An 18,996-nucleotide genomic window follows, 5' to 3' on the forward strand; every position below is an offset into this window, starting at 1 on the left:
CCCGTAGAGCCCCCACCGTCCCCGGACCCCCCTCAGACCATCTTGAAGAATCGACCCCGAAAGAGGGATTGACGACAAGTGCTCGACGTCAACTTCTTCGACGAGCTGCGGATCGGCCTCGCCACTGCTGACGATATTCGTCAGTGGTCCCACGGTGAGGTCAAGAAGCCGGAGACCATCAACTACCGCACCCTCAAGCCCGAAAAGGACGGACTCTTCTGCGAGAAGATCTTCGGTCCGACCCGGGACTGGGAGTGCTACTGCGGCAAGTACAAGCGCGTTCGCTTCAAGGGCATCATCTGTGAGCGCTGTGGCGTCGAGGTCACGCGTGCCAAGGTGCGCCGTGAGCGGATGGGCCACATCGAGCTTGCCGCTCCCGTCACCCACATCTGGTACTTCAAGGGCGTTCCCTCGCGCCTTGGCTACCTGCTCGACCTCGCGCCGAAGGACCTTGAGAAGGTCATCTACTTCGCCGCGTACATGATCACGTTCGTGGACGAGGAGCGCCGTACTCGCGACCTGCCGTCGCTGGAGGCCCACGTCTCCGTCGAGCGTCAGCAGATCGAGAACCGCCGCGACTCCGACCTCGAAGCCCGCGCCAAGAAGCTTGAGACGGACCTCGCCGAGCTTGAGGCCGAGGGTGCCAAGGCCGATGTGCGCCGCAAGGTGCGCGAGGGTGCCGAGCGCGAGATGAAGCAGCTGCGCGACCGTGCGCAGCGCGAGATCGACCGTCTGGACGAGGTCTGGTCGCGCTTCAAGAACCTCAAGGTCCAGGACCTTGAGGGCGACGAGCTGCTCTACCGCGAGCTGCGTGACCGCTTCGGCACGTACTTCGACGGCTCGATGGGTGCCGCTGCCCTGCAGAAGCGCCTGGAGACCTTCGACCTCGACGAGGAGGCCGAGCGCCTCCGCGAGATCATCCGTACCGGCAAGGGCCAGAAGAAGACCCGTGCGCTCAAGCGCCTCAAGGTCGTCTCCGCGTTCCTGCAGACCAGCAACAGCCCCAAGGGCATGGTGCTGGACTGCGTCCCGGTCATCCCGCCGGACCTTCGCCCGATGGTGCAGCTGGACGGTGGCCGCTTCGCGACCTCCGACCTGAACGACCTGTACCGCCGTGTGATCAACCGCAACAACCGTCTGAAGCGTCTGCTCGACCTCGGTGCCCCCGAGATCATCGTGAACAACGAGAAGCGGATGCTCCAGGAGGCGGTCGACGCCCTCTTCGACAACGGCCGTCGTGGTCGCCCGGTCACGGGCCCCGGCAACCGTCCGCTGAAGTCCCTCAGCGACATGCTGAAGGGCAAGCAGGGTCGATTCCGTCAGAACCTGCTCGGCAAGCGTGTGGACTACTCCGCGCGTTCCGTCATCGTCGTCGGTCCGCAGCTGAAGCTGCACCAGTGCGGTCTGCCCAAGGCCATGGCGCTGGAGCTCTTCAAGCCGTTCGTGATGAAGCGCCTGGTCGACCTGAACCACGCGCAGAACATCAAGAGCGCCAAGCGGATGGTCGAGCGCGGCCGCACGGTCGTGTACGACGTCCTCGAAGAGGTCATCGCCGAGCACCCGGTTCTGCTGAACCGTGCGCCCACGCTGCACCGCCTCGGCATCCAGGCCTTCGAGCCCCAGCTGGTCGAGGGCAAGGCCATCCAGATCCACCCGCTCGTCTGCACCGCGTTCAACGCGGACTTCGACGGTGACCAGATGGCCGTGCACCTGCCGCTCTCCGCGGAGGCGCAGGCCGAGGCCCGCATCCTGATGCTGTCCTCGAACAACATCCTGAAGCCGGCCGACGGTCGTCCCGTCACCATGCCGACCCAGGACATGGTGCTCGGCCTCTTCTTCCTCACCACGGACGAGGAGGAGCGCGAGGTCAAGGGTGAAGGCCGCGCGTTCAACTCCACGGCTGAAGCGATCATGGCGTTCGACGCCCGGGAGCTCTCGCTCCAGGCGAAGGTCGACATCCGCTTCCCGATCGGCACCGTCCCGCCGCGTGGCTGGACCCCGCCGGTGGACGAGGACGGCGAGACGACCTGGCAGCAGGGCGACTCGTTCCGTCTGCGCACCTCCCTGGGCCGCGCGCTCTTCAACGAGCTGCTGCCCGAGGACTACCCGTTCGTCGACTACTCGGTGGGCAAGAAGCAGCTCTCCGAGATCGTCAACGACCTGGCCGAGCGCTACCCCAAGGTCATCGTGGCGGCGACGCTCGACAACCTGAAGGCGGCCGGCTTCTTCTGGGCGACCCGTTCCGGCGTCACCGTCGCCGTTTCGGACATCGTCGTCCCGGAGGCCAAGAAGGCCATCGTCCAGGGCTACGAGGCCCAGGACGAGAAGGTGCAGAAGCAGTACGAGCGCGGTCTGATCACCAAGGACGAGCGCACGCAGGAGCTCATCGCGATCTGGACCAAGGCGACCAACGAGGTTGCCGAGGCGATGAACGCGAACTTCCCGAAGACGAACCCCATCTTCATGATGGTTGACTCGGGTGCCCGAGGAAACATGATGCAGATGCGTCAGATCGCGGGTATGCGTGGTCTGGTGTCGAACGCGAAGAACGAGACCATCCCGCGTCCGATCAAGGCGTCCTTCCGTGAGGGCCTCACCGTTCTGGAGTACTTCATCTCCACGCACGGTGCCCGTAAGGGTCTGGCGGACACCGCCCTGCGTACCGCCGACTCGGGTTACCTGACCCGTCGTCTGGTGGACGTCTCGCAGGACGTGATCATCCGCGAGGAGGACTGCGGCACCGACCGCGGCCTGAAGCTGAAGATCGCGGTCCGGGGCGAGGACGGTGTGCTCCGCAAGACGGAGGACGTCGAGACCTCGGTCTACGCCCGCATGCTCGCCGAGGACGTCGTCGTCGACGGCAAGGTCATCGCGCCGGCCAACGTGGACCTCGGTGACGTGCTCATCGACGCGCTGGTCAACGCGGGCGTCGAGGAGGTCAAGACCCGCTCGGTCCTGACCTGTGAGTCGGCCGTCGGCACCTGTGCCTTCTGCTACGGCCGCTCGCTGGCCACCGGCAAGCTGGTCGACATCGGTGAGGCGGTCGGCATCATCGCCGCCCAGTCCATCGGTGAGCCCGGTACCCAGCTGACGATGCGTACCTTCCACACCGGTGGTGTGGCCGGTGACGACATCACCCAGGGTCTGCCCCGTGTCGTCGAGCTCTTCGAGGCTCGTACGCCCAAGGGTGTCGCCCCGATCTCCGAGGCGGACGGTCGCGTCCGTATCGAGGAGACCGAGAAGACCAAGAAGATCGTCATCACCCCCGACGACGGCAGCGACGAGACGGCGTTCCCGATCTCGAAGCGTGCCCGTCTGCTGGTGGGCGAGGGCGACCACGTCGGGGTGGGCCAGAAGCTCACCGTGGGTGCCACCAACCCGCACGACGTGCTCCGGATCCTCGGTCAGCGCGCGGTCCAGGTCCACCTGGTCGGCGAAGTCCAGAAGGTCTACAACTCGCAGGGCGTGTCGATCCACGACAAGCACATCGAGATCATCATCCGGCAGATGCTGCGCCGCGTGACGATCATCGAGTCCGGCGACGCGGAGCTGCTGCCGGGCGAGCTGGTCGAGCGTGGCAAGTTCGAGACCGAGAACCGTCGTGTGGTCACCGAGGGCGGTCACCCCGCCTCCGGCCGTCCGCAGCTGATGGGTATCACCAAGGCCTCGCTGGCGACGGAATCCTGGCTGTCGGCCGCCTCCTTCCAGGAGACGACCCGAGTCCTGACGGATGCGGCGATCAACGCCAAGTCCGACAGCCTCATCGGCCTCAAGGAGAACGTCATCATCGGTAAGCTCATCCCGGCCGGTACGGGTCTGTCCCGCTACCGCAACATCCGGGTCGAGCCGACCGAGGAGGCCAAGGCCGCGATGTACTCGGCCGTCGGCTACGACGACATCGACTACTCGCCGTTCGGCACCGGCTCCGGCCAGGCCGTTCCGCTGGAGGACTACGACTACGGTCCGTACAACCAGTAAGGCGTACGTCCACTGAAGGGCGCCCACTCCGTTTCACACGGGGTGGGCGCCCTTCGGCGTATCGTGGGTCGCCCTTGTCGAACGCATATGCGAAATGCGAGCAGCGGGAGAGGCGGTGCGGCCGATGGTGGTGGGTGCTCAGGAGCGGCTGGTGGACGTGGTGGTGGCCGCGGTGGAGGTGGCGGCCGAGGCGGGGGAGTCCGGTACGTACACCGCCGATGTCGGCCGGGCGCTCGGGGCGGTCGTGGCCAAGGTGGGGGCGCGGATCGCCGTCGACGGGGAGGCGCGGGGGTTCTCCAGCGGGTGGCGGGAGGCCATGGCGTTCATGTCCGGGGGCGGCGCGGAGGGCGGGGCCCGGGTGGTACGGATGCCGGTGCGCGGGGGAGAGGGCGAGGTCACTCCGGGGTGAGGGGCACGTGCCCGGGGAAGTTGCGGGGGCGCACGCTGGTGGCGTGCGAGCGTGCACGCAAATACGGAGGAGAGCGACAAGGCCCGTAATCCCGGCACAAAATCCTTACAGTGGGGGCCGGGTGGGCCATTAATTCCTTGCGCGCAAGCGCGATAGTCTGGTCCTTGCCGCGGAGGAGGCGATCATCATGACCACCAGCGAGCTGGACCGGTTCGCGACCTGGATCGAAGATCTGATCCGTCGGCGCGGCTTCGACATCGACAGCCCGCGCGGCGGCGGCAGGTCGCGCCTCGCCGACGAGGCCGGGGTGCACCGGGCCGCCGTCACCCGTCTGCTGCAGCGCCAGAGCATGCCCGACCTGGAGACCACCCGGCGCCTGGCGCATGTGCTCCAGGTGCCGGTACGGGAGATGCTGATCCGCTCCGGGCGGCTCACCGAGGACGATCTGCCGCTGCCGTCGCTCCGCGCGGGTGGCGCGCCGTCCTGGACGCTGACCCTGGAAGAGGCGGCCGTGGGGCTCGGCGTGCCGCCGGAGCAGCGGGCGATGTTCATCAAGGTGGCGGGGCAGTTCTTGCCGGACGCGGCGTCCAGGGGGTCGGTGGAGTCCCGCTGACCGCTTCGCGGAGAGGCGTGGTTTTCGCCCGCGGCCCGTGCGCGGCTGATGGGTCCCCCAAGTTCTCGGCTTCGCCCGAACAGGGGGACCCCCATCGCGGCAGGGCCGCACAATGTCACAGCCCCGCGCCCCTTTTGGGCCCCGCCCAGTAAGCTGTCACGGCCTGTCCCACGTCCCATGGGCGGGATTGGCGGCGAGGGGACGCGAGAGAGAGCCGTGCATGGCTGAGAGCGACGGGTTCTCCCGGCCCAGCGGCGACCGAGCCGGTCGTGCGGGCCGCGATCCCGGGTCCCGTCCGCCCGACGACCGCCGCGACCCGCGCCCCGCCTCCCCGTACGACCGCCCGGAAGGCGCCTCGCCGGGCGCTGGGGCCTCCGGGGGCCTGCCGCCGCCCCCGGACAGCCTGTCCGGGCTGCTGGCTTCCTTAGGGGCCCATCTCGAACGCCACTCCGCCGAGGAGCTCATCGTCCTGCTCCGCGACGAGCTGGAGCGGCGCGAGCTGCGGGCGTACGCGGCGGGCTGGCGCGACGCGGCCGCCCAGTACCAGCGCGCCCTGGACGAGACCGCCTCGGCCGCCCGGGCGCGGAGCTTACGGAGGGTGGGCCGCCGGCCCGGCCAGGGCGAGGTCATCCCGCTGCACAGGGAGTCCCGTACACCGCCGGACCCGGGCGAGATACCCGACTCCCCGGAAGACCCCGAGCCGCCCGCCTCCCCGCCGCGGCGCCGTGCCGACGGCGCCGCGCCCGGGGCCGCGGCCGATCCCGACGCCCCGCCCGGCACGCCGGGGCTCGTGCCCAAGAGCCCTCGTTCCAGGGCGCCGACGATCCCCCGGCTGGCCGCGCCCCGGCGGGAGCGGGGCCGGGGAGCCGCGGAGTCTCCGGAGGAGGGGCCCGCGTGAGACGCGTCTCACCGGGTCCGCACGGTGTCCCGCGTGTGGGTATTTGTTTTGACCCAAGTCGATGAGGTAGGTACGCTCAGACCTTGTGCCTGGGGTGTGCCTGGGCTCCCCTGCGTGCCTACGTCCGCAGGGCGAGCCAGATACGGCCACCGCAATCTGCGCCCTCTCCGTGCCCACGGCGAGACCTCGCAGTATTCGACACACCCGACCGCGTGGGTCGGTGACGTTCCAGGTTAGTTTTACGATCGGCACACAGAAACCGGAGAAGTAGTGCCTACGATCCAGCAGCTGGTCCGGAAGGGCCGGCAGGACAAGGTCGAGAAGACGAAGACGCCCGCGCTTGAGGCTTCGCCCCAGCGTCGTGGCGTCTGCACGCGTGTGTTCACGACCACCCCGAAGAAGCCGAACTCGGCGCTGCGGAAGGTCGCGCGTGTGCGTCTGACCTCCGGCATCGAGGTCACGGCCTACATTCCGGGTGAGGGACACAACCTGCAGGAGCACTCGATCGTGCTCGTGCGTGGTGGCCGTGTGAAGGACCTGCCGGGTGTTCGCTACAAGATCATCCGCGGTGCGCTTGACACGCAGGCTGTCAAGAACCGCAAGCAGGCCCGCAGCCGCTACGGCGCCAAGAAGGAGAAGTAAGAATGCCTCGTAAGGGCCCCGCCCCGAAGCGCCCGGTCATCATTGACCCGGTCTACCAGTCTCCTCTTGTCACCTCGCTGATCAACAAGATCCTGCTGGACGGCAAGCGCTCCACCGCCGAGCGCATCGTCTACGGCGCCATGGAAGGCCTCCGCGAGAAGACCGGCGCTGACCCGGTCATCACGCTGAAGCGCGCGCTGGAGAACGTCAAGCCGTCGCTTGAGGTCAAGTCCCGCCGTGTCGGTGGCGCGACCTACCAGGTGCCGATCGAGGTCAAGCCCGGCCGCGCCGCCACCCTCTCGCTGCGCTGGATCGTGGGTTACTCCCGCGCCCGCCGCGAGAAGACCATGACCGAACGCCTCATGAACGAGCTGCTCGACGCCTCCAACGGCCTCGGCGCTGCCGTCAAGAAGCGTGAGGACACGCACAAGATGGCCGAGTCCAACAAGGCCTTCGCGCACTACCGCTGGTAGTCGTACCCACATCGAGACCGAGAGAAGACTGAGCCTTATGGCCACCACTTCGCTTGACCTGGCCAAGGTCCGCAACATTGGGATCATGGCCCACATCGACGCGGGCAAGACGACCACCACCGAGCGGATCCTGTTCTACACCGGTGTTTCGTACAAGATCGGTGAAGTCCACGACGGCGCTGCCACGATGGACTGGATGGAGCAGGAGCAGGAGCGCGGCATCACGATCACGTCCGCCGCGACGACCTGCCACTGGCCGCTTGAGGACGTCGACCACACCATCAACATCATCGACACCCCGGGTCACGTGGACTTCACGGTCGAGGTGGAGCGTTCGCTCCGCGTCCTCGACGGTGCCGTCACCGTGTTCGACGGTGTCGCCGGTGTGGAGCCGCAGTCCGAGACGGTCTGGCGTCAGGCCGACCGTTACGGCGTGCCGCGCATCTGCTTCGTGAACAAGCTCGACCGCACCGGCGCTGAGTTCCACCGCTGCGTGGACATGATCGTGGACCGCCTCGGCGCGACCCCGATCGTGATGCAGCTGCCGATCGGCGCCGAGATGAACTTCGAGGGCGTTGTCGACCTCGTTCGTATGAAGGCGCTTGTCTGGTCCGCCGAGGCCACCAAGGGCGAGATGTACGACGTCGTCGACATCCCGGCCACGCACGTCGAGGCTGCTGAAGAGTGGCGCGGCAAGCTGGTCGAGACCGTCGCGGAGAACGACGACCAGATCATGGAGCTGTTCCTGGAGGGCGTCGAGCCCACCGAGGAGCAGCTGTACGCCGCGGTCCGTCGTATCACCATCGCGTCCGGCAAGGGCGGGGACACCACGGTGACCCCCGTCTTCTGCGGCACCGCGTTCAAGAACAAGGGCGTTCAGCCCCTGCTCGACGCGGTCGTGCGCTACCTGCCTTCGCCCCTGGACGTCGAGGCCATCGAGGGCCACGACGTCAAGGACGCCGAGGTTGTCGTCAAGCGCAAGCCGTCCGAGGACGAGCCGCTGTCGGCCCTCGCGTTCAAGATCGCGAGCGACCCGCACCTCGGCAAGCTCACCTTCATCCGGATCTACTCCGGTCGCCTGGAGGCCGGCACCTCGGTGCTGAACTCCGTCAAGGGCAAGAAGGAGCGCATCGGCAAGATCTACCGCATGCACGCGAACAAGCGTGAGGAGATCGACGCGGTGGGCGCCGGCGACATCGTCGCCGTCATGGGCCTGAAGCAGACCACCACCGGTGAGACGCTGTGCGACGAGAAGAACCCGGTCATCCTGGAGTCCATGGACTTCCCGGCGCCGGTCATTCAGGTCGCCATCGAGCCCAAGTCCAAGGGTGACCAGGAGAAGCTGGGTGTAGCCATCCAGCGTCTCGCGGAGGAGGACCCCTCCTTCCAGGTGCACTCGGACGAGGAGACCGGCCAGACCATCATCGGTGGTATGGGCGAGCTTCACCTCGACGTCCTCGTCGACCGTATGCGTCGCGAGTTCAAGGTCGAGGCGAACGTCGGCAAGCCGCAGGTCGCGTACCGCGAGACGATCCGCAAGGCCGTCGAGCGTCACGACTACACCCACAAGAAGCAGACCGGTGGTACCGGTCAGTTCGCCAAGGTGCAGATCGCGATCGAGCCCATCGAGGGCGGCGAGGCGTCGTACGAGTTCGTGAACAAGGTCACCGGTGGCCGCATCCCCCGGGAGTACATCCCGTCGGTGGACGCGGGTGCGCAGGAGGCCATGCAGTTCGGCATCCTGGCCGGCTACGAGATGACTGGCGTCCGCGTCATCCTTCTCGACGGTGGCTACCACGAGGTCGACTCCTCCGAGCTCGCGTTCAAGATCGCCGGCTCGCAGGCCTTCAAGGAGGCCGCGCGCAAGGCTTCCCCGGTGCTCCTTGAGCCGATGATGTCCGTCGAGGTCACCACGCCCGAGGACTACATGGGCGACGTCATCGGTGACATCAACTCCCGCCGTGGCCAGATCCAGGCCATGGAGGAGCGCAGCGGCGCTCGCGTCGTGAAGGGCCTCGTGCCCCTCTCGGAGATGTTCGGCTACGTCGGAGACCTCCGCAGCAAGACCTCGGGTCGCGCAAGCTACTCGATGCAGTTCGACTCCTACGCCGAGGTTCCGCGGAACGTCGCCGAGGAGATCATCGCGAAGGCCAAGGGCGAGTAACTCTTCCGAGTTCAATCGCTTTAGGCTTGTCACCGGAGTCCGGCGGGGCATTCGGCGCAATACGGGAGTATTGCGTCGGATGCCCCCGGGCCCGGCATCCCAGCAAAGATCACCTGGCGCCGATGAAGCAAGGCGTACAGAACCACTCCGCAGGAGGACTCAGTGGCGAAGGCAAAGTTCGAGCGGACTAAGCCGCACGTCAACATCGGCACCATCGGTCACATCGACCACGGTAAGACGACCCTCACGGCCGCCATTACCAAGGTGCTGCACGACGCGTACCCGGACCTGAACGAGGCCTCGGCCTTCGACCAGATCGACAAGGCTCCTGAGGAGCGCCAGCGCGGTATCACGATCTCGATCGCGCACGTCGAGTACCAGACGGAGTCGCGTCACTACGCGCACGTCGACTGCCCGGGTCACGCCGACTACATCAAGAACATGATCACGGGTGCGGCGCAGATGGACGGCGCCATCCTCGTGGTCGCGGCCACCGACGGCCCGATGCCGCAGACCAAGGAGCACGTGCTCCTGGCCCGCCAGGTCGGCGTTCCGTACATCGTCGTCGCCCTGAACAAGGCCGACATGGTGGACGACGAGGAGATCCTGGAGCTCGTCGAGCTTGAGGTCCGTGAGCTCCTCTCCGAGTACGAGTTCCCGGGCGACGACCTTCCGGTCGTCCAGGTCTCGGCGCTCAAGGCCCTTGAGGGCGACGCCAAGTGGGGCCAGACCGTCCTCGACCTGATGAAGGCCGTCGACGAGTCCATCCCGCAGCCTGAGCGTGACGTCGACAAGCCGTTCCTGATGCCGATCGAGGACGTCTTCACGATCACCGGTCGTGGCACCGTCGTCACCGGTCGTATCGAGCGTGGTGTCCTCAAGGTCAACGAGACCGTCGACATCATCGGCATCAAGACCGAGAAGACCACCACCACGGTCACCGGCATCGAGATGTTCCGCAAGCTGCTCGACGAGGGCCAGGCCGGTGAGAACGTCGGTCTGCTCCTCCGTGGCATCAAGCGCGAGGACGTCGAGCGCGGCCAGGTCATCATCAAGCCCGGTTCGGTCACGCCGCACACCGAGTTCGAGGCCCAGGCGTACATCCTGTCCAAGGACGAGGGTGGCCGTCACACGCCGTTCTTCAACAACTACCGTCCCCAGTTCTACTTCCGTACGACTGACGTGACGGGCGTTGTGACCCTCCCCGAGGGCACCGAGATGGTCATGCCGGGTGACAACACCTCCATGACCGTCAACCTCATCCAGCCTGTCGCGATGGAAGAGGGCCTGAAGTTCGCCATCCGTGAGGGTGGCCGGACCGTGGGCGCCGGCCAGGTCGTCAAGATCAACAAGTAATCACTTGTTGTCTGACCTGGTAGCTCGCAACTGAGCACCAAGAGAGGGCCCCGCACCGAAAGGTGCGGGGCCCTCTTGCTGTACGCGTCTTTGCTGTACGCGCCTTCTCTGTACGCGTCTCAGCCCGCGGCCCGCACCGGCGGAGCTCCGGCCGACCCCAGCGCCCACACCCAGGGCGCCCCGTCCACACCGAGCCCGACGGCGACCGGCCCGCGCGCGGTGAGGTGCAGGGTCGGGGCGTCGACGGGGACCACGCCCTGCGTACGGGTGTGCCGCTCGCCCCCGACGAGGGCCTGCACCCGCCCCTTGACGTCCTTGCCGAGCACGACGAGCCCGTCCTTGGGCGACAGGAGCGCGCCGACGGGCCCGTACCCGGCGAAGTCGTGGGGCGGGGGAGTGCGGCCGGTCCCATCGGCGCGTACGGAGACGAGCCGCGGGTCGGCCGGAGCGAGCCCCTTGCCCTTGGTCTTCCGCGGATCGGTGAGCGTCCGGTAGAGCAGTTGCACGCCACCCTCCGGCAGGCCCACGGCGGTGGGGGCGTCGACGGCGAGCGGCAGCCGGGGCCCGCGCGCGACGTACGCGAGGGGCTCGCCGGGCGCGTCCTGCGTCCAGTGGTGGACGAAGTCGTACCCCGGCGCGAAGACGTGCACGCGGCCCTGGGCGTCCACGGTCGCGCCGAGCCCGTCCTGCACGGTTTCCCCACCGAGCGCGCGCCAGGCCCCCCAGGAGCCGTCCGCCTCCCGCACGCGCGTACTGACCCCCTTGTCGGCATTGCGTACGAACAGATGGACGCGGCCGTCGGGGGCGGTGACGGCGACGGGCGAGCCGATCCTGCGCCCCCGGTCGTCACCGGCCTCCGGGTTCCCGAGCCCCCGCCAGGCCCGGAAGGGCCCGCCGGGGGAGCCCTGCTCCAGGAGGACGACCTCCCTCGTGTTGGCGCCGGCGCGCCCGGCTATCGCGGCGAACCGCACCCCGAAGAGCAGCTGCCGCCCGTCCCTGAGCGCGGCCCCGCCGAGCACCGGCGCGAGCGGCCCGCCGCCGAGGTCGTCCGCCGCCCCGAACCGCCCGCTGCCGGGCGCGGTCTCCCGCCACCGCACGGCGCGCAGCCCCAGCACCCCGTACGCGGCGAGCCGCCCGTCGGGCTCGTTGCCGACGACCGGCCGGGGCCCGGGGAAGCGGTAGTGGGTGGAGCGCACCCACCCCTTCCAGTTGGTCAGCGGCCGCTTCCCGCCGACGTTGTAGTCCCCGCAGCCGCCGGGGTTGCCGCACCGCCAGTCGGGGGCGCCGCCGTAGGGCTTGAGGTGGGAGGCCTTCTCGGCGAGGACGGCGGGAGGGAGGTTCTTGGGCCAGTGCCGGTTGTAGTAGGCGCGATAGGAGGTGACGGCGAACCCGGGCACGCCCCTCTTGTCGCGGGTGGCCTGGGCGACATACCGAACCATCCCCGCCCAGGCGAAGGAGGCGGCGGCGGTGTGGTCGGCGTGGTCGGCGTACCCCGGCTGCTCGCTGTCGTGCTGGCGGGCCTTCTCGGTGCTGTGCTGGAGATCGGGGTCGGGGTCGAGGGTCTGGACGAGGGTCGGCGCGTACGTGTCGAGCAGCCCGGCGACGACCTCGACGAGTTCGTCGTACGTGTACGGGGCGGCCGCACGCAGGGGCGACCCCTCGGCGATCACGACGGGCAGCGACAGCGCCCGGTCCTCCCAGAGGCTGGGCAGCCCCATGCGCCCGCCGCGCAGGGTGTGCATGGCGGTGTTGAGGAACACCAGCTCGGCGTGGCGCCCGTTGTGGACGAGCGTGTTGACCTCGGCGCGGTGCCCGCCGCGCAGGTCGAGGACGGACTTCTGCCAGGGGGTGAACACCGGCAGCCCGAGGAGCGAGGCGTAGGCCTGCCGGAGCCCCTGGTGCCGGGCGGAGGAGTAGGCGGCCTTGTTGTAGATCCGATCGGAGGGATCGCTGACGACCCGGTTGTCCCCGTTGGCCTCCCCACCGGTGAGATACACGCTGACGATCTTGGCGCCGCCGTCCAGGGCGTGCTGGGTGTCGGGGTTCATGAAGTACAGGTCGTCATCGGGGTGCGCCACGATCTGCAACAGCACGGCCCGCCGCCCGGCGGACACGGGCTGGCCCGGGGCGGCGGTGGGGTTGTCGCTGCGGTGCCGCTGGCTGCTGGGGACGGAGCACGACCCGACGGCTGCGGCAAGCCCGACGGCGGCCGAGGCGCCGAGCACGGCGCGTCTGCTGGGACGCCGATACCTGCTTGCTCCGAACACGTACGTTCCCCGTCCCCGTCCGCTGATTCCACTGTTTCGGATCGCTTTTCTTGGTCGCCGGACTAGACGAGGAGAGGGGGGTGCTGGTTGCTCGGGGGAATTCGATTGGCGGGTGATTTACGGGGTGGTCGGAATTGGTTTGATTGGAGTTTTCTTTGTGGATGCTTTCTATTTGCCGGGCGGGGGCTTGGTGGGGCCCAGGCGGTGAGGACGGCCCGTCGCTACGCGTAGCGGGGCAGGCCGTCCGTCGGGATCGTCCAGTCGGCGATCGTCACGTCCTCGCCGTACACGAAGTCCTTGCGGGTGGCGTAGCGGGGCCCGTCGGGGGTGGGGTGGATGTCGGTGAGGACGGCGCCCGTGCCGGTGCGCGGGTCGAAGATCGCGTAGACCGGGATCCCGAGCAGGGGGTAGTCCTTGACCTTGCCCACCCAGTCGTTGTCCGGGTTGGAGCGGGAGACGACTTCGATGGCGGCGATGAGGGTGCGGGGGTCGAAGGAGTCCTGGCCTTCCATATCGGCAAGGGCGATCATGATGATGTCGGGGAGCCGCAGGATGCTCTCTGGCTCGTCCTCCACATCGGGCGCCCCTGTGTGGGCCACCAGTTCCTCCGGCATGACCTTCTCAAGCCGTTTCCGCAGGTGCAGAGCGGTCAGCTCATGAGGTCGACTCGGGGACATCATGTCGTGGACGATCCCTTCCTTGGTGATTTCGAACTTGCCGGGAATGGTGTCGTCCATCGACTGAAGGAATTCCCGCATGGCCCGGTACAGGGGAGAGGCGTCCTGCTGTGCGTCGTCAGCGGCGATGCTCATGGCGTGCGCTCCTCGTCTGTGCCCGGAGGCAAGGGTCGTCACGTTCATGCTAGGCGGCCTCCAAGGCGGCGGTTCGGCAGTCGCGGCAGCGGCCGGGGCCGGTGTCGCGGAAGGCCCGGTCGCAGTCCTCGCACGTCTGGAGGGGGTCCGGACGTGCGATTGCCCGGGGTGCGGGGAGGGGTGGCGGCAGCAGTGTGGTCAGGCGGTGCGCGAGCAGGGCGGTCGGGTGGCGCAGGGGCTCCGGGAGGTTCGCCGTGAGGGTGCGGCGTACGGCGTCGGGCGCGGCCCCGCGTTCCAGCCAGGCCGCGACGTCGGGCGCGAGGCGGTGGACGTCCCGCTCGGAGAGCAGGAGGCGGGGGTCGTGGCGGCGGAGGTCTGCCAGCAAGTCGGCTGCTGGGTGCGGGAGTTGAGGCGCATGGGTGCCGGGCAGGCTGGCCGGTGGGGCTGGGGTCGGGCGTACGTCTGCCGGTGTGGTGGCGCGGGCCGGAGCCTTCGAGACCTCCGGGGCGGGAGGCGTGGCGGCTTCCGCTCGGGCTCCCGGCTGGTTGTACGACACCGTCCGCGTCACGACCCGCCCGCTGGGCAGCCGTTCGCGGGTCCGCTCCAGGTACCCGTACGCCTCTAACTCCCGCAGAGCCGCCGCGATGCGCGTCTCGCCCTCCGGGAAGCGGTCCGCCAGCGTCTTGATGCTGATGCGGGCGCCTGCGGGCAGCGACTGGATGTGGACGGCGAGGCCGATCGCGACGAGGGAGAGCCCGCGGTGCTGGGCGAGGTGGTTGCCGACGACGGTGTAGCGGCTGGTGTGCCGGGTGTTGACGTGGATGACACCTGAACGAGGGGTGCCGCCGGGAACGGGGGACGTGGCGCGCGAGGGCGCGCTAAGGTGCTGAAGAGCCATCGGGAAGGGTTTGTCTTCCTTGGTGGTAGCCACGGGAAGGTGCTACTTCCTTGGTGGTTAGGCCCTCGATCGGGATCGCTAGTCCCGGCCGGGGGCCGACGCATGTCTGGAGTTGTTGCTCGGTCGTGGTGAGCATATGCCGCTCAACCGGCCCGAAATCCAGCCCAGTTGGCACAGATCACCCGTGTGGGTGATGGGAGGCTGGAGGGGTTGGGAAGGGTGATTTCCCTCCGGGATTGAAAGCTTTTGATGTCGCGCGGCACCGGGTTGCGGCCCGCCGGGTCGCGGTTGCCGGGGTGGCCGAGACCGCTCCCCTTTGACACCTTTCGGTCATCCTGCTCGGTGCGCGCGTTGCACAACGAAATATCTCCATGTGAATGTATGCCGCATGGGAATGTCCGGCTGCCCAGAGCGGCGCCAGCGACTGGTGGATCTGGTGGCTGCCTCACCTGGACCTCGGTCCGGCGCGATGCCCGCCGTAGGAGTTGGCCACCGCGAATTCAGCGCACGACTTGCCGAGTTCCGGGGCGCGGCGGTGTTGGTTCCGCTGGTAGACGGACACGCGCCGTGGTCGGCGTACTGGGGCGGGGTCCGGTGGATCTGCGCGTTCTCGGACGAGGCGGCGCTGGCTCGGTTCGGGCACGCGCGGCGCGAGGCCGAGGTTGAGTGGACGTACCGCCGGATGCCCGGCGCGCGGCTGCTGGACGTGGTGGTGCCCGCGCTGGGCGTGGCCACCGGGGTGGCCCTGGACGCGGGGAGTGAGGACGGCACGCTCTTCCCGCCGGTCGCGGGGATCGTGCCGGAGCGCGTGGCGGTACTGGACGGACAGGGACGGGCGATGCGTTACGGGGGAGCGGTGTGAGCGACAGGGGCATCCCGAATCCGAATCCCGGGGGCGATCCCGACCTCTCCGCACCGAGGCAGGCACTCGCGTCGATCACGGCGGGGATCAACGACTGCCTGGGTGAGTTGAAGGACATCGGCATGGTCGGGCAGGGGTCCGTGGGCCGGGGGTTCACGGCGCTTGAGGTGTCCGGCCTCGACATGGGGCACGAGGGGCTGACGAGTGAGTTCAAGACTTTCTGCGAGCGCTGGGAGTGGGGCGTCCGCGCTCTGGTCCAGGAGGGCAATCGCTTCGCGGCAGACGTGGGGCTTTCGGCGGGCATGCTTCACGAGCAGGACCAGTACCTCAGCGGCAGCCTGAAGACGCTGGTCAACTCGGTGAACGGTGACCCCAACCTGAGCGAGGAGGAGATCGCCAAGAAGGGCTGGGGCGATGTCCTGACGCAGAGCCCGACCGACAACGCGGACTACAGCGCCGACTCGTTCAAGCAGGCGCACGAAGACGTCAAGCGGACCGTCCACAACTCTGCCTACGACGTGCAGGCCGGGCTCATGGACCATCTCGCCGATTACGGGGTCATCGACGAGCAGACGCGTGCGCAGGTCGACGAAGTGAGCCGGGAGGCCATGGACCCGGACCAGGCGGTGCTCGACCGAGCACACTGGGAGCGGGAGCGCCGCTGATGTCGGGCATCGGGCACCTCCTCGATTCGGGGCTCGGCAAGATCGAGCACGGGGTCGGCTGGGGCAAGAAGAAGCTCGGCGAAGGCGCCGACTGGGCCGCGCACCAGACCGGCGACATGCTGGAATCTGTGGGGGCCGACGGGGTCGCGGACGCCATCGAGGACGCCGGCGACAGGATCGCCTCCGCAATGGGCGCGGCGGTGGACGAACAGCAGCTCGGCCAAACCGAGCAGCCGAACGAGCTGATCCATGGCAGAGCGTCGACGATCCGTGAGAAGGCCAAGCATCTGAACGCCTTCGAGGCGGCGTTCGAGCGAGTCGGCCAGGGCATGAAAGGCCTGGATTCCTGGCATTGGCGCGGGGAATCGGCCGACGCATTCCGTACCGAATTCTCGATGCATCCGGTCAAGTGGCTGTACGCGGCCGAGGCTTGCGCCGGTGCTGCCCAGGCACTGGAGTCGTACGCTTCCACCGTCTCGTGGGCGCAGGGCAAGGCCCAGGAAGCCATCGAGCTCTACAAGCAGGGCAAGCACTCCTCCGAGACGGCGCGCGACGAGTTCAACGAGAAGATCGGTGCCTACAAAGCTCTGGTGAAGGCCGGAGCGAAGCTGGGTTCGCCGCCAGCCCCCTTCAATGACCCGGGTAAGGCCCAGCGCGACCGGGCACACGAGATCCTCGAAGAAGCCAGGCGCCAGCGCGACGAGGCGGCGGATCTCGCGAAGACCGCGGTGATGGCGGCGATGGCGCATGCTCCGCAGAAGCCCCCACCGATGCAGCGGGCCGTGGCCGATGTGGTGGACCAGAATCTCGGCACGAGTGTCGAGGTTGCCCACCTGGGGGGCGGTCTCGCCAAGGGCACTGCGGACCTGATCAATTTCGTACGGGGTGTCAATCCGCTGGATCCGTACAACGTCACGCATCCGGCCGACTACTACCGTCACTCCACCATGACGCTGGCCGGTCTGGCCTCCACGGCTGTCCATCCGGACCGGGCGGCTTCCGACATGCGGCAGGAATTCCAGCAGGATCCCGCCGACTTCACCGGTCGGATGGCCCCCAACTTCGTCCAACCCGAGGCCCTCGCTGCCGCCGGGGCACGGGCCACCTTGAAGGCCGGCGCGAAGGAGGGGCTGGAAGAGGGGGTCGCGCTGGGCTCTGCTGCCGTGCGCGCAGAAGTCCGCGCGGAAGTCCGAGCAGAGGCTCGGGAGGCGCCGGAGTGGTCTGCCGCAGAGGAGGTCTCCGGACCTCCCGCGGAACCCCACGATCCATTGGCGGCCGCCGCGGACCGGACGGTGGACGTCGCGAAGCTCCCGGATCACGTCGTATGGCGCGCCACGCGGGAACCCGTGTGGCGCTTCGACACCCGCCCTCCCGAGAGCATCTTCGACGAGGGGTTCATGCCGCGGAATCCCTCGAACACCGATCTGGAGGGCTACGTCCGCGACAACGTGGGCTCGGCCTACGTCGGCACGAGCCGCGATCCCGAATTGGGCGGGGCGCTGTACAGGTACGAAATCGATGCCCCGGGCGGAATCGATGTGAACAAAACGATCCCCGACAACACGTTCTCCGCAGAGCGGGAGGTCGCTTTTCCAGGGGGCGTCCGCGCCGATCACATCAAGGGGGTCTGGAAACTAACGCCTGATCGAAGCTGGGGGGAATACCTACCGAATCCCCATTACGAACCACCCGCTCCGGCGGTACCCCCGCCGCTTCCGAAAGACGTGCTACCACCAGGATGGACCTTGTGACCGAGATGCTGATGGAGCACCGTGACGACGCCGTCGCGGGGGGCTTGCAGGCCGCTGAGGAGGATCTCTTCGCGGCGCCGGCGGAGGTGCGGCCGCAGCTCGCGGCCGCCGGGCGGCGGCTGTGGGTGAACGGGGCCAGGCCCGATGACATGGTCGAGCTCTTCGACGACGCCGGGGGCGCGCCCGTGGTGTCGGTCGAGGAGCAGCGGACCGTGCACACGGCATGGCAGGCGTCACTGTGACGCCCGGTGGCGGACCGCCGTCGGAGCCCCTGCTCACCGACGCGCTACTGGCGCAGGCCCGGCGAGCCCCCGGGACCTGGCTCTACTCGATCGACCCCGCGTACGACCCGGCGGGCCAGGTGCCCCCATACGCGATCCTCGGGGCCTGGCCGGTGGACGCGGACGGGCGGCCGGGGCCGTTCCAGCACAATCCGAACTACCGGCCGTCCCCGGCGAGCCTCGGCCTGCCCGTGCCCACCGACGCCGTCGAGGCGGCGATGCAGCTGGCGGCTACGGGACACGGGTCGGACGGTGACGTGGTGCGCCTGCTCGCCGGGGCCACGGTGTACCTGATGTCCGATGGTCCCGGGGCCGAGCCGGGGATCACTCTGTACGCCGACGACGAGGGCCGCTTCGTTCCTGTCCTCACGGACGCGCGGCACGCGCCCGCTACCGCGCCGGGCCTCCGTGCCGTGCCGTGCCGCGCCCTGCTCGACGCGCTCCCCGCGGACGTGGCGCTGAAGCTCAACCCGGGGAGCCGGGTCTCGGTGCGGATCCCGTCGGAGGACGTGCGCGCTGCGGCGGGGTAGCTGGGGCGGTCCCCGCCACCACTCGGGCGCACCCCGTCCCCCCGCCAGTGCGTAGCCTCCTGTGACGTGGGGTACGATCCTCGGCTCGATTGGCCAGGCCACCGCCCCGTATGGCAGACTGTCGGGGTTGCTCGGTTGAGTGCCGATGCTGCGCGCCTCCCGCCGGGAGGACCGGAAGCGAGTCCCACAGTACTCGTCGCCCCATCTGTCGCCTGCGGCAGCGCTGGGGCGGACGTACGGGAATCTTTCGGGAAGTGTCAGCGGGGCTCCGACCAGGCGTCCGGTGGGTGTTCTGCCCCCGACTGCTCTTCACTGAGCACGCTCTTCATTGAGCACAGCGCGGTCCCACGGCCCGCATCCCCTTGGTTGGGAAATCCTTATGGGATTTCTGCGTAGA

General features: G+C 68.4%; 16 protein-coding genes. 13 read left to right on the forward strand and 3 right to left on the reverse strand.

Features of this window, described 5'->3' with window-relative positions; translation table 11 throughout:
• The first annotated feature begins 78 nt into the window (after positions 1 to 78).
• The 8 genes from OG965_RS24305 (at position 79) to tuf (ending at position 10,533) form a co-directional block, all read left to right on the forward strand.
• Positions 79 to 3,978 carry a DNA-directed RNA polymerase subunit beta' gene (locus OG965_RS24305; protein WP_371654186.1) on the forward strand — a complete coding sequence of 1,300 codons (3,900 nt, stop codon included), beginning with the start codon at positions 79 to 81 and terminating at the stop codon, positions 3,976 to 3,978.
• 94 nt (positions 3,979 to 4,072) lie between these two features.
• A complete protein-coding gene (locus OG965_RS24310; RefSeq protein WP_371654187.1) occupies positions 4,073 to 4,387 on the forward strand; it encodes a hypothetical protein in 315 nt (104 codons plus the stop codon).
• 187 nt (positions 4,388 to 4,574) lie between these two features.
• On the forward strand, positions 4,575 to 5,000 hold the full coding sequence (locus OG965_RS24315) for a helix-turn-helix domain-containing protein (RefSeq protein WP_371654188.1): 426 nt from the start codon (positions 4,575 to 4,577) through the stop codon (positions 4,998 to 5,000).
• Positions 5,001 to 5,220: 220 nt separating this feature from the next.
• A complete protein-coding gene (locus OG965_RS24320; protein ID WP_371654189.1) occupies positions 5,221 to 5,898 on the forward strand; it encodes a hypothetical protein in 678 nt (225 codons plus the stop codon).
• A gap of 270 nt (positions 5,899 to 6,168) precedes the next feature.
• Positions 6,169 to 6,540 (forward strand): 30S ribosomal protein S12, encoded by a 372-nt coding sequence (gene rpsL, locus OG965_RS24325; protein WP_007265893.1) that lies wholly within the window; start codon positions 6,169 to 6,171, stop codon positions 6,538 to 6,540.
• 2 nt (positions 6,541 to 6,542) lie between these two features.
• On the forward strand, positions 6,543 to 7,013 hold the full coding sequence (gene rpsG, locus OG965_RS24330) for a 30S ribosomal protein S7 (protein WP_189821113.1): 471 nt from the start codon (positions 6,543 to 6,545) through the stop codon (positions 7,011 to 7,013).
• A gap of 37 nt (positions 7,014 to 7,050) precedes the next feature.
• Positions 7,051 to 9,177 (forward strand): elongation factor G, encoded by a 2,127-nt coding sequence (fusA, locus tag OG965_RS24335; RefSeq protein WP_371654190.1) that lies wholly within the window; start codon positions 7,051 to 7,053, stop codon positions 9,175 to 9,177.
• Between the two features lie 162 nt (positions 9,178 to 9,339).
• Positions 9,340 to 10,533 (forward strand): elongation factor Tu, encoded by a 1,194-nt coding sequence (gene tuf / locus OG965_RS24340; RefSeq protein ID WP_371654191.1) that lies wholly within the window; start codon positions 9,340 to 9,342, stop codon positions 10,531 to 10,533.
• A gap of 119 nt (positions 10,534 to 10,652) precedes the next feature.
• Here the strand turns inward: tuf and OG965_RS24345 are convergent, their stop codons facing one another.
• The 3 genes from OG965_RS24345 to OG965_RS24355 all read right to left on the reverse strand — a co-directional run bounded on the left by OG965_RS24345 (position 10,653) and on the right by OG965_RS24355 (position 14,510).
• Positions 10,653 to 12,800, reverse strand: a complete 2,148-nt coding sequence (locus OG965_RS24345) for a PIG-L family deacetylase (RefSeq protein ID WP_371654192.1) — start codon at positions 12,798 to 12,800, stop codon at positions 10,653 to 10,655.
• A gap of 221 nt (positions 12,801 to 13,021) precedes the next feature.
• Positions 13,022 to 13,612 (reverse strand): Uma2 family endonuclease, encoded by a 591-nt coding sequence (locus tag OG965_RS24350; RefSeq protein ID WP_371654193.1) that lies wholly within the window; start codon positions 13,610 to 13,612, stop codon positions 13,022 to 13,024.
• A 49-nt stretch (positions 13,613 to 13,661) separates the two neighbouring features.
• Positions 13,662 to 14,510, reverse strand: coding sequence for a helix-turn-helix domain-containing protein (locus OG965_RS24355; RefSeq protein ID WP_371657040.1), 849 nt, complete (start codon positions 14,508 to 14,510; stop codon positions 13,662 to 13,664).
• 469 nt (positions 14,511 to 14,979) lie between these two features.
• Between OG965_RS24355 and OG965_RS24360 the strand changes: the two genes are divergently transcribed.
• Genes OG965_RS24360 through OG965_RS24380 form a run of 5 tightly spaced genes read left to right on the forward strand, consistent with a single transcriptional unit; the run spans position 14,980 to position 18,599 of the window.
• A complete protein-coding gene (locus tag OG965_RS24360; protein WP_371654194.1) occupies positions 14,980 to 15,372 on the forward strand; it encodes an SseB family protein in 393 nt (130 codons plus the stop codon).
• Positions 15,369 to 16,037 carry a hypothetical protein gene (locus OG965_RS24365; protein ID WP_371654195.1) on the forward strand — a complete coding sequence of 223 codons (669 nt, stop codon included), beginning with the start codon at positions 15,369 to 15,371 and terminating at the stop codon, positions 16,035 to 16,037. Before OG965_RS24360 ends, OG965_RS24365 begins: the two co-directional genes overlap by 4 nt.
• Entirely contained in the window at positions 16,037 to 17,788 is a 1,752-nt protein-coding gene (locus tag OG965_RS24370; protein WP_371654196.1) for a putative T7SS-secreted protein, read from the forward strand. The genes OG965_RS24365 and OG965_RS24370 overlap by 1 nt, the downstream gene beginning before the upstream one ends.
• A complete protein-coding gene (locus OG965_RS24375; protein WP_371654197.1) occupies positions 17,785 to 18,030 on the forward strand; it encodes a hypothetical protein in 246 nt (81 codons plus the stop codon). Before OG965_RS24370 ends, OG965_RS24375 begins: the two co-directional genes overlap by 4 nt.
• Positions 18,012 to 18,599: a type VII secretion system-associated protein gene (locus OG965_RS24380; RefSeq protein ID WP_371654198.1), complete on the forward strand. Its 588-nt coding sequence runs from the start codon at positions 18,012 to 18,014 to the stop codon at positions 18,597 to 18,599. The genes OG965_RS24375 and OG965_RS24380 overlap by 19 nt, the downstream gene beginning before the upstream one ends.
• Positions 18,600 to 18,996: the final 397 nt, after the last annotated feature.

This window comes from Streptomyces sp. NBC_00224 (assembly GCF_041435195.1).
GTDB lineage: Bacteria > Actinomycetota > Actinomycetes > Streptomycetales > Streptomycetaceae > Streptomyces.

Bases quoted from the DNA above. Each gene is read 5' to 3' on its own strand.
- OG965_RS24310 (WP_371654187.1), top strand. From the start codon at position 4,073: ATGCGAGCAGCGGGAGAGGCGGTGCGGCCGATGGTGGTGGGTGCTCAG.
- OG965_RS24315 (WP_371654188.1), top strand. From the start codon at position 4,575: ATGACCACCAGCGAGCTGGACCGGTTCGCGACCTGGATCGAAGATCTG.
- OG965_RS24320 (WP_371654189.1), top strand. From the start codon at position 5,221: ATGGCTGAGAGCGACGGGTTCTCCCGGCCCAGCGGCGACCGAGCCGGT.
- rpsG (WP_189821113.1), top strand. From the start codon at position 6,543: ATGCCTCGTAAGGGCCCCGCCCCGAAGCGCCCGGTCATCATTGACCCG.
- fusA (WP_371654190.1), top strand. From the start codon at position 7,051: ATGGCCACCACTTCGCTTGACCTGGCCAAGGTCCGCAACATTGGGATC.
- OG965_RS24350 (WP_371654193.1), bottom strand. From the start codon at position 13,612: ATGAGCATCGCCGCTGACGACGCACAGCAGGACGCCTCTCCCCTGTAC.
- OG965_RS24355 (WP_371657040.1), bottom strand. From the start codon at position 14,510: ATGGCTCTTCAGCACCTTAGCGCGCCCTCGCGCGCCACGTCCCCCGTT.
- OG965_RS24360 (WP_371654194.1), top strand. From the start codon at position 14,980: ATGCCCGCCGTAGGAGTTGGCCACCGCGAATTCAGCGCACGACTTGCC.
- OG965_RS24370 (WP_371654196.1), top strand. From the start codon at position 16,037: ATGTCGGGCATCGGGCACCTCCTCGATTCGGGGCTCGGCAAGATCGAG.
- OG965_RS24380 (WP_371654198.1), top strand. From the start codon at position 18,012: ATGGCAGGCGTCACTGTGACGCCCGGTGGCGGACCGCCGTCGGAGCCC.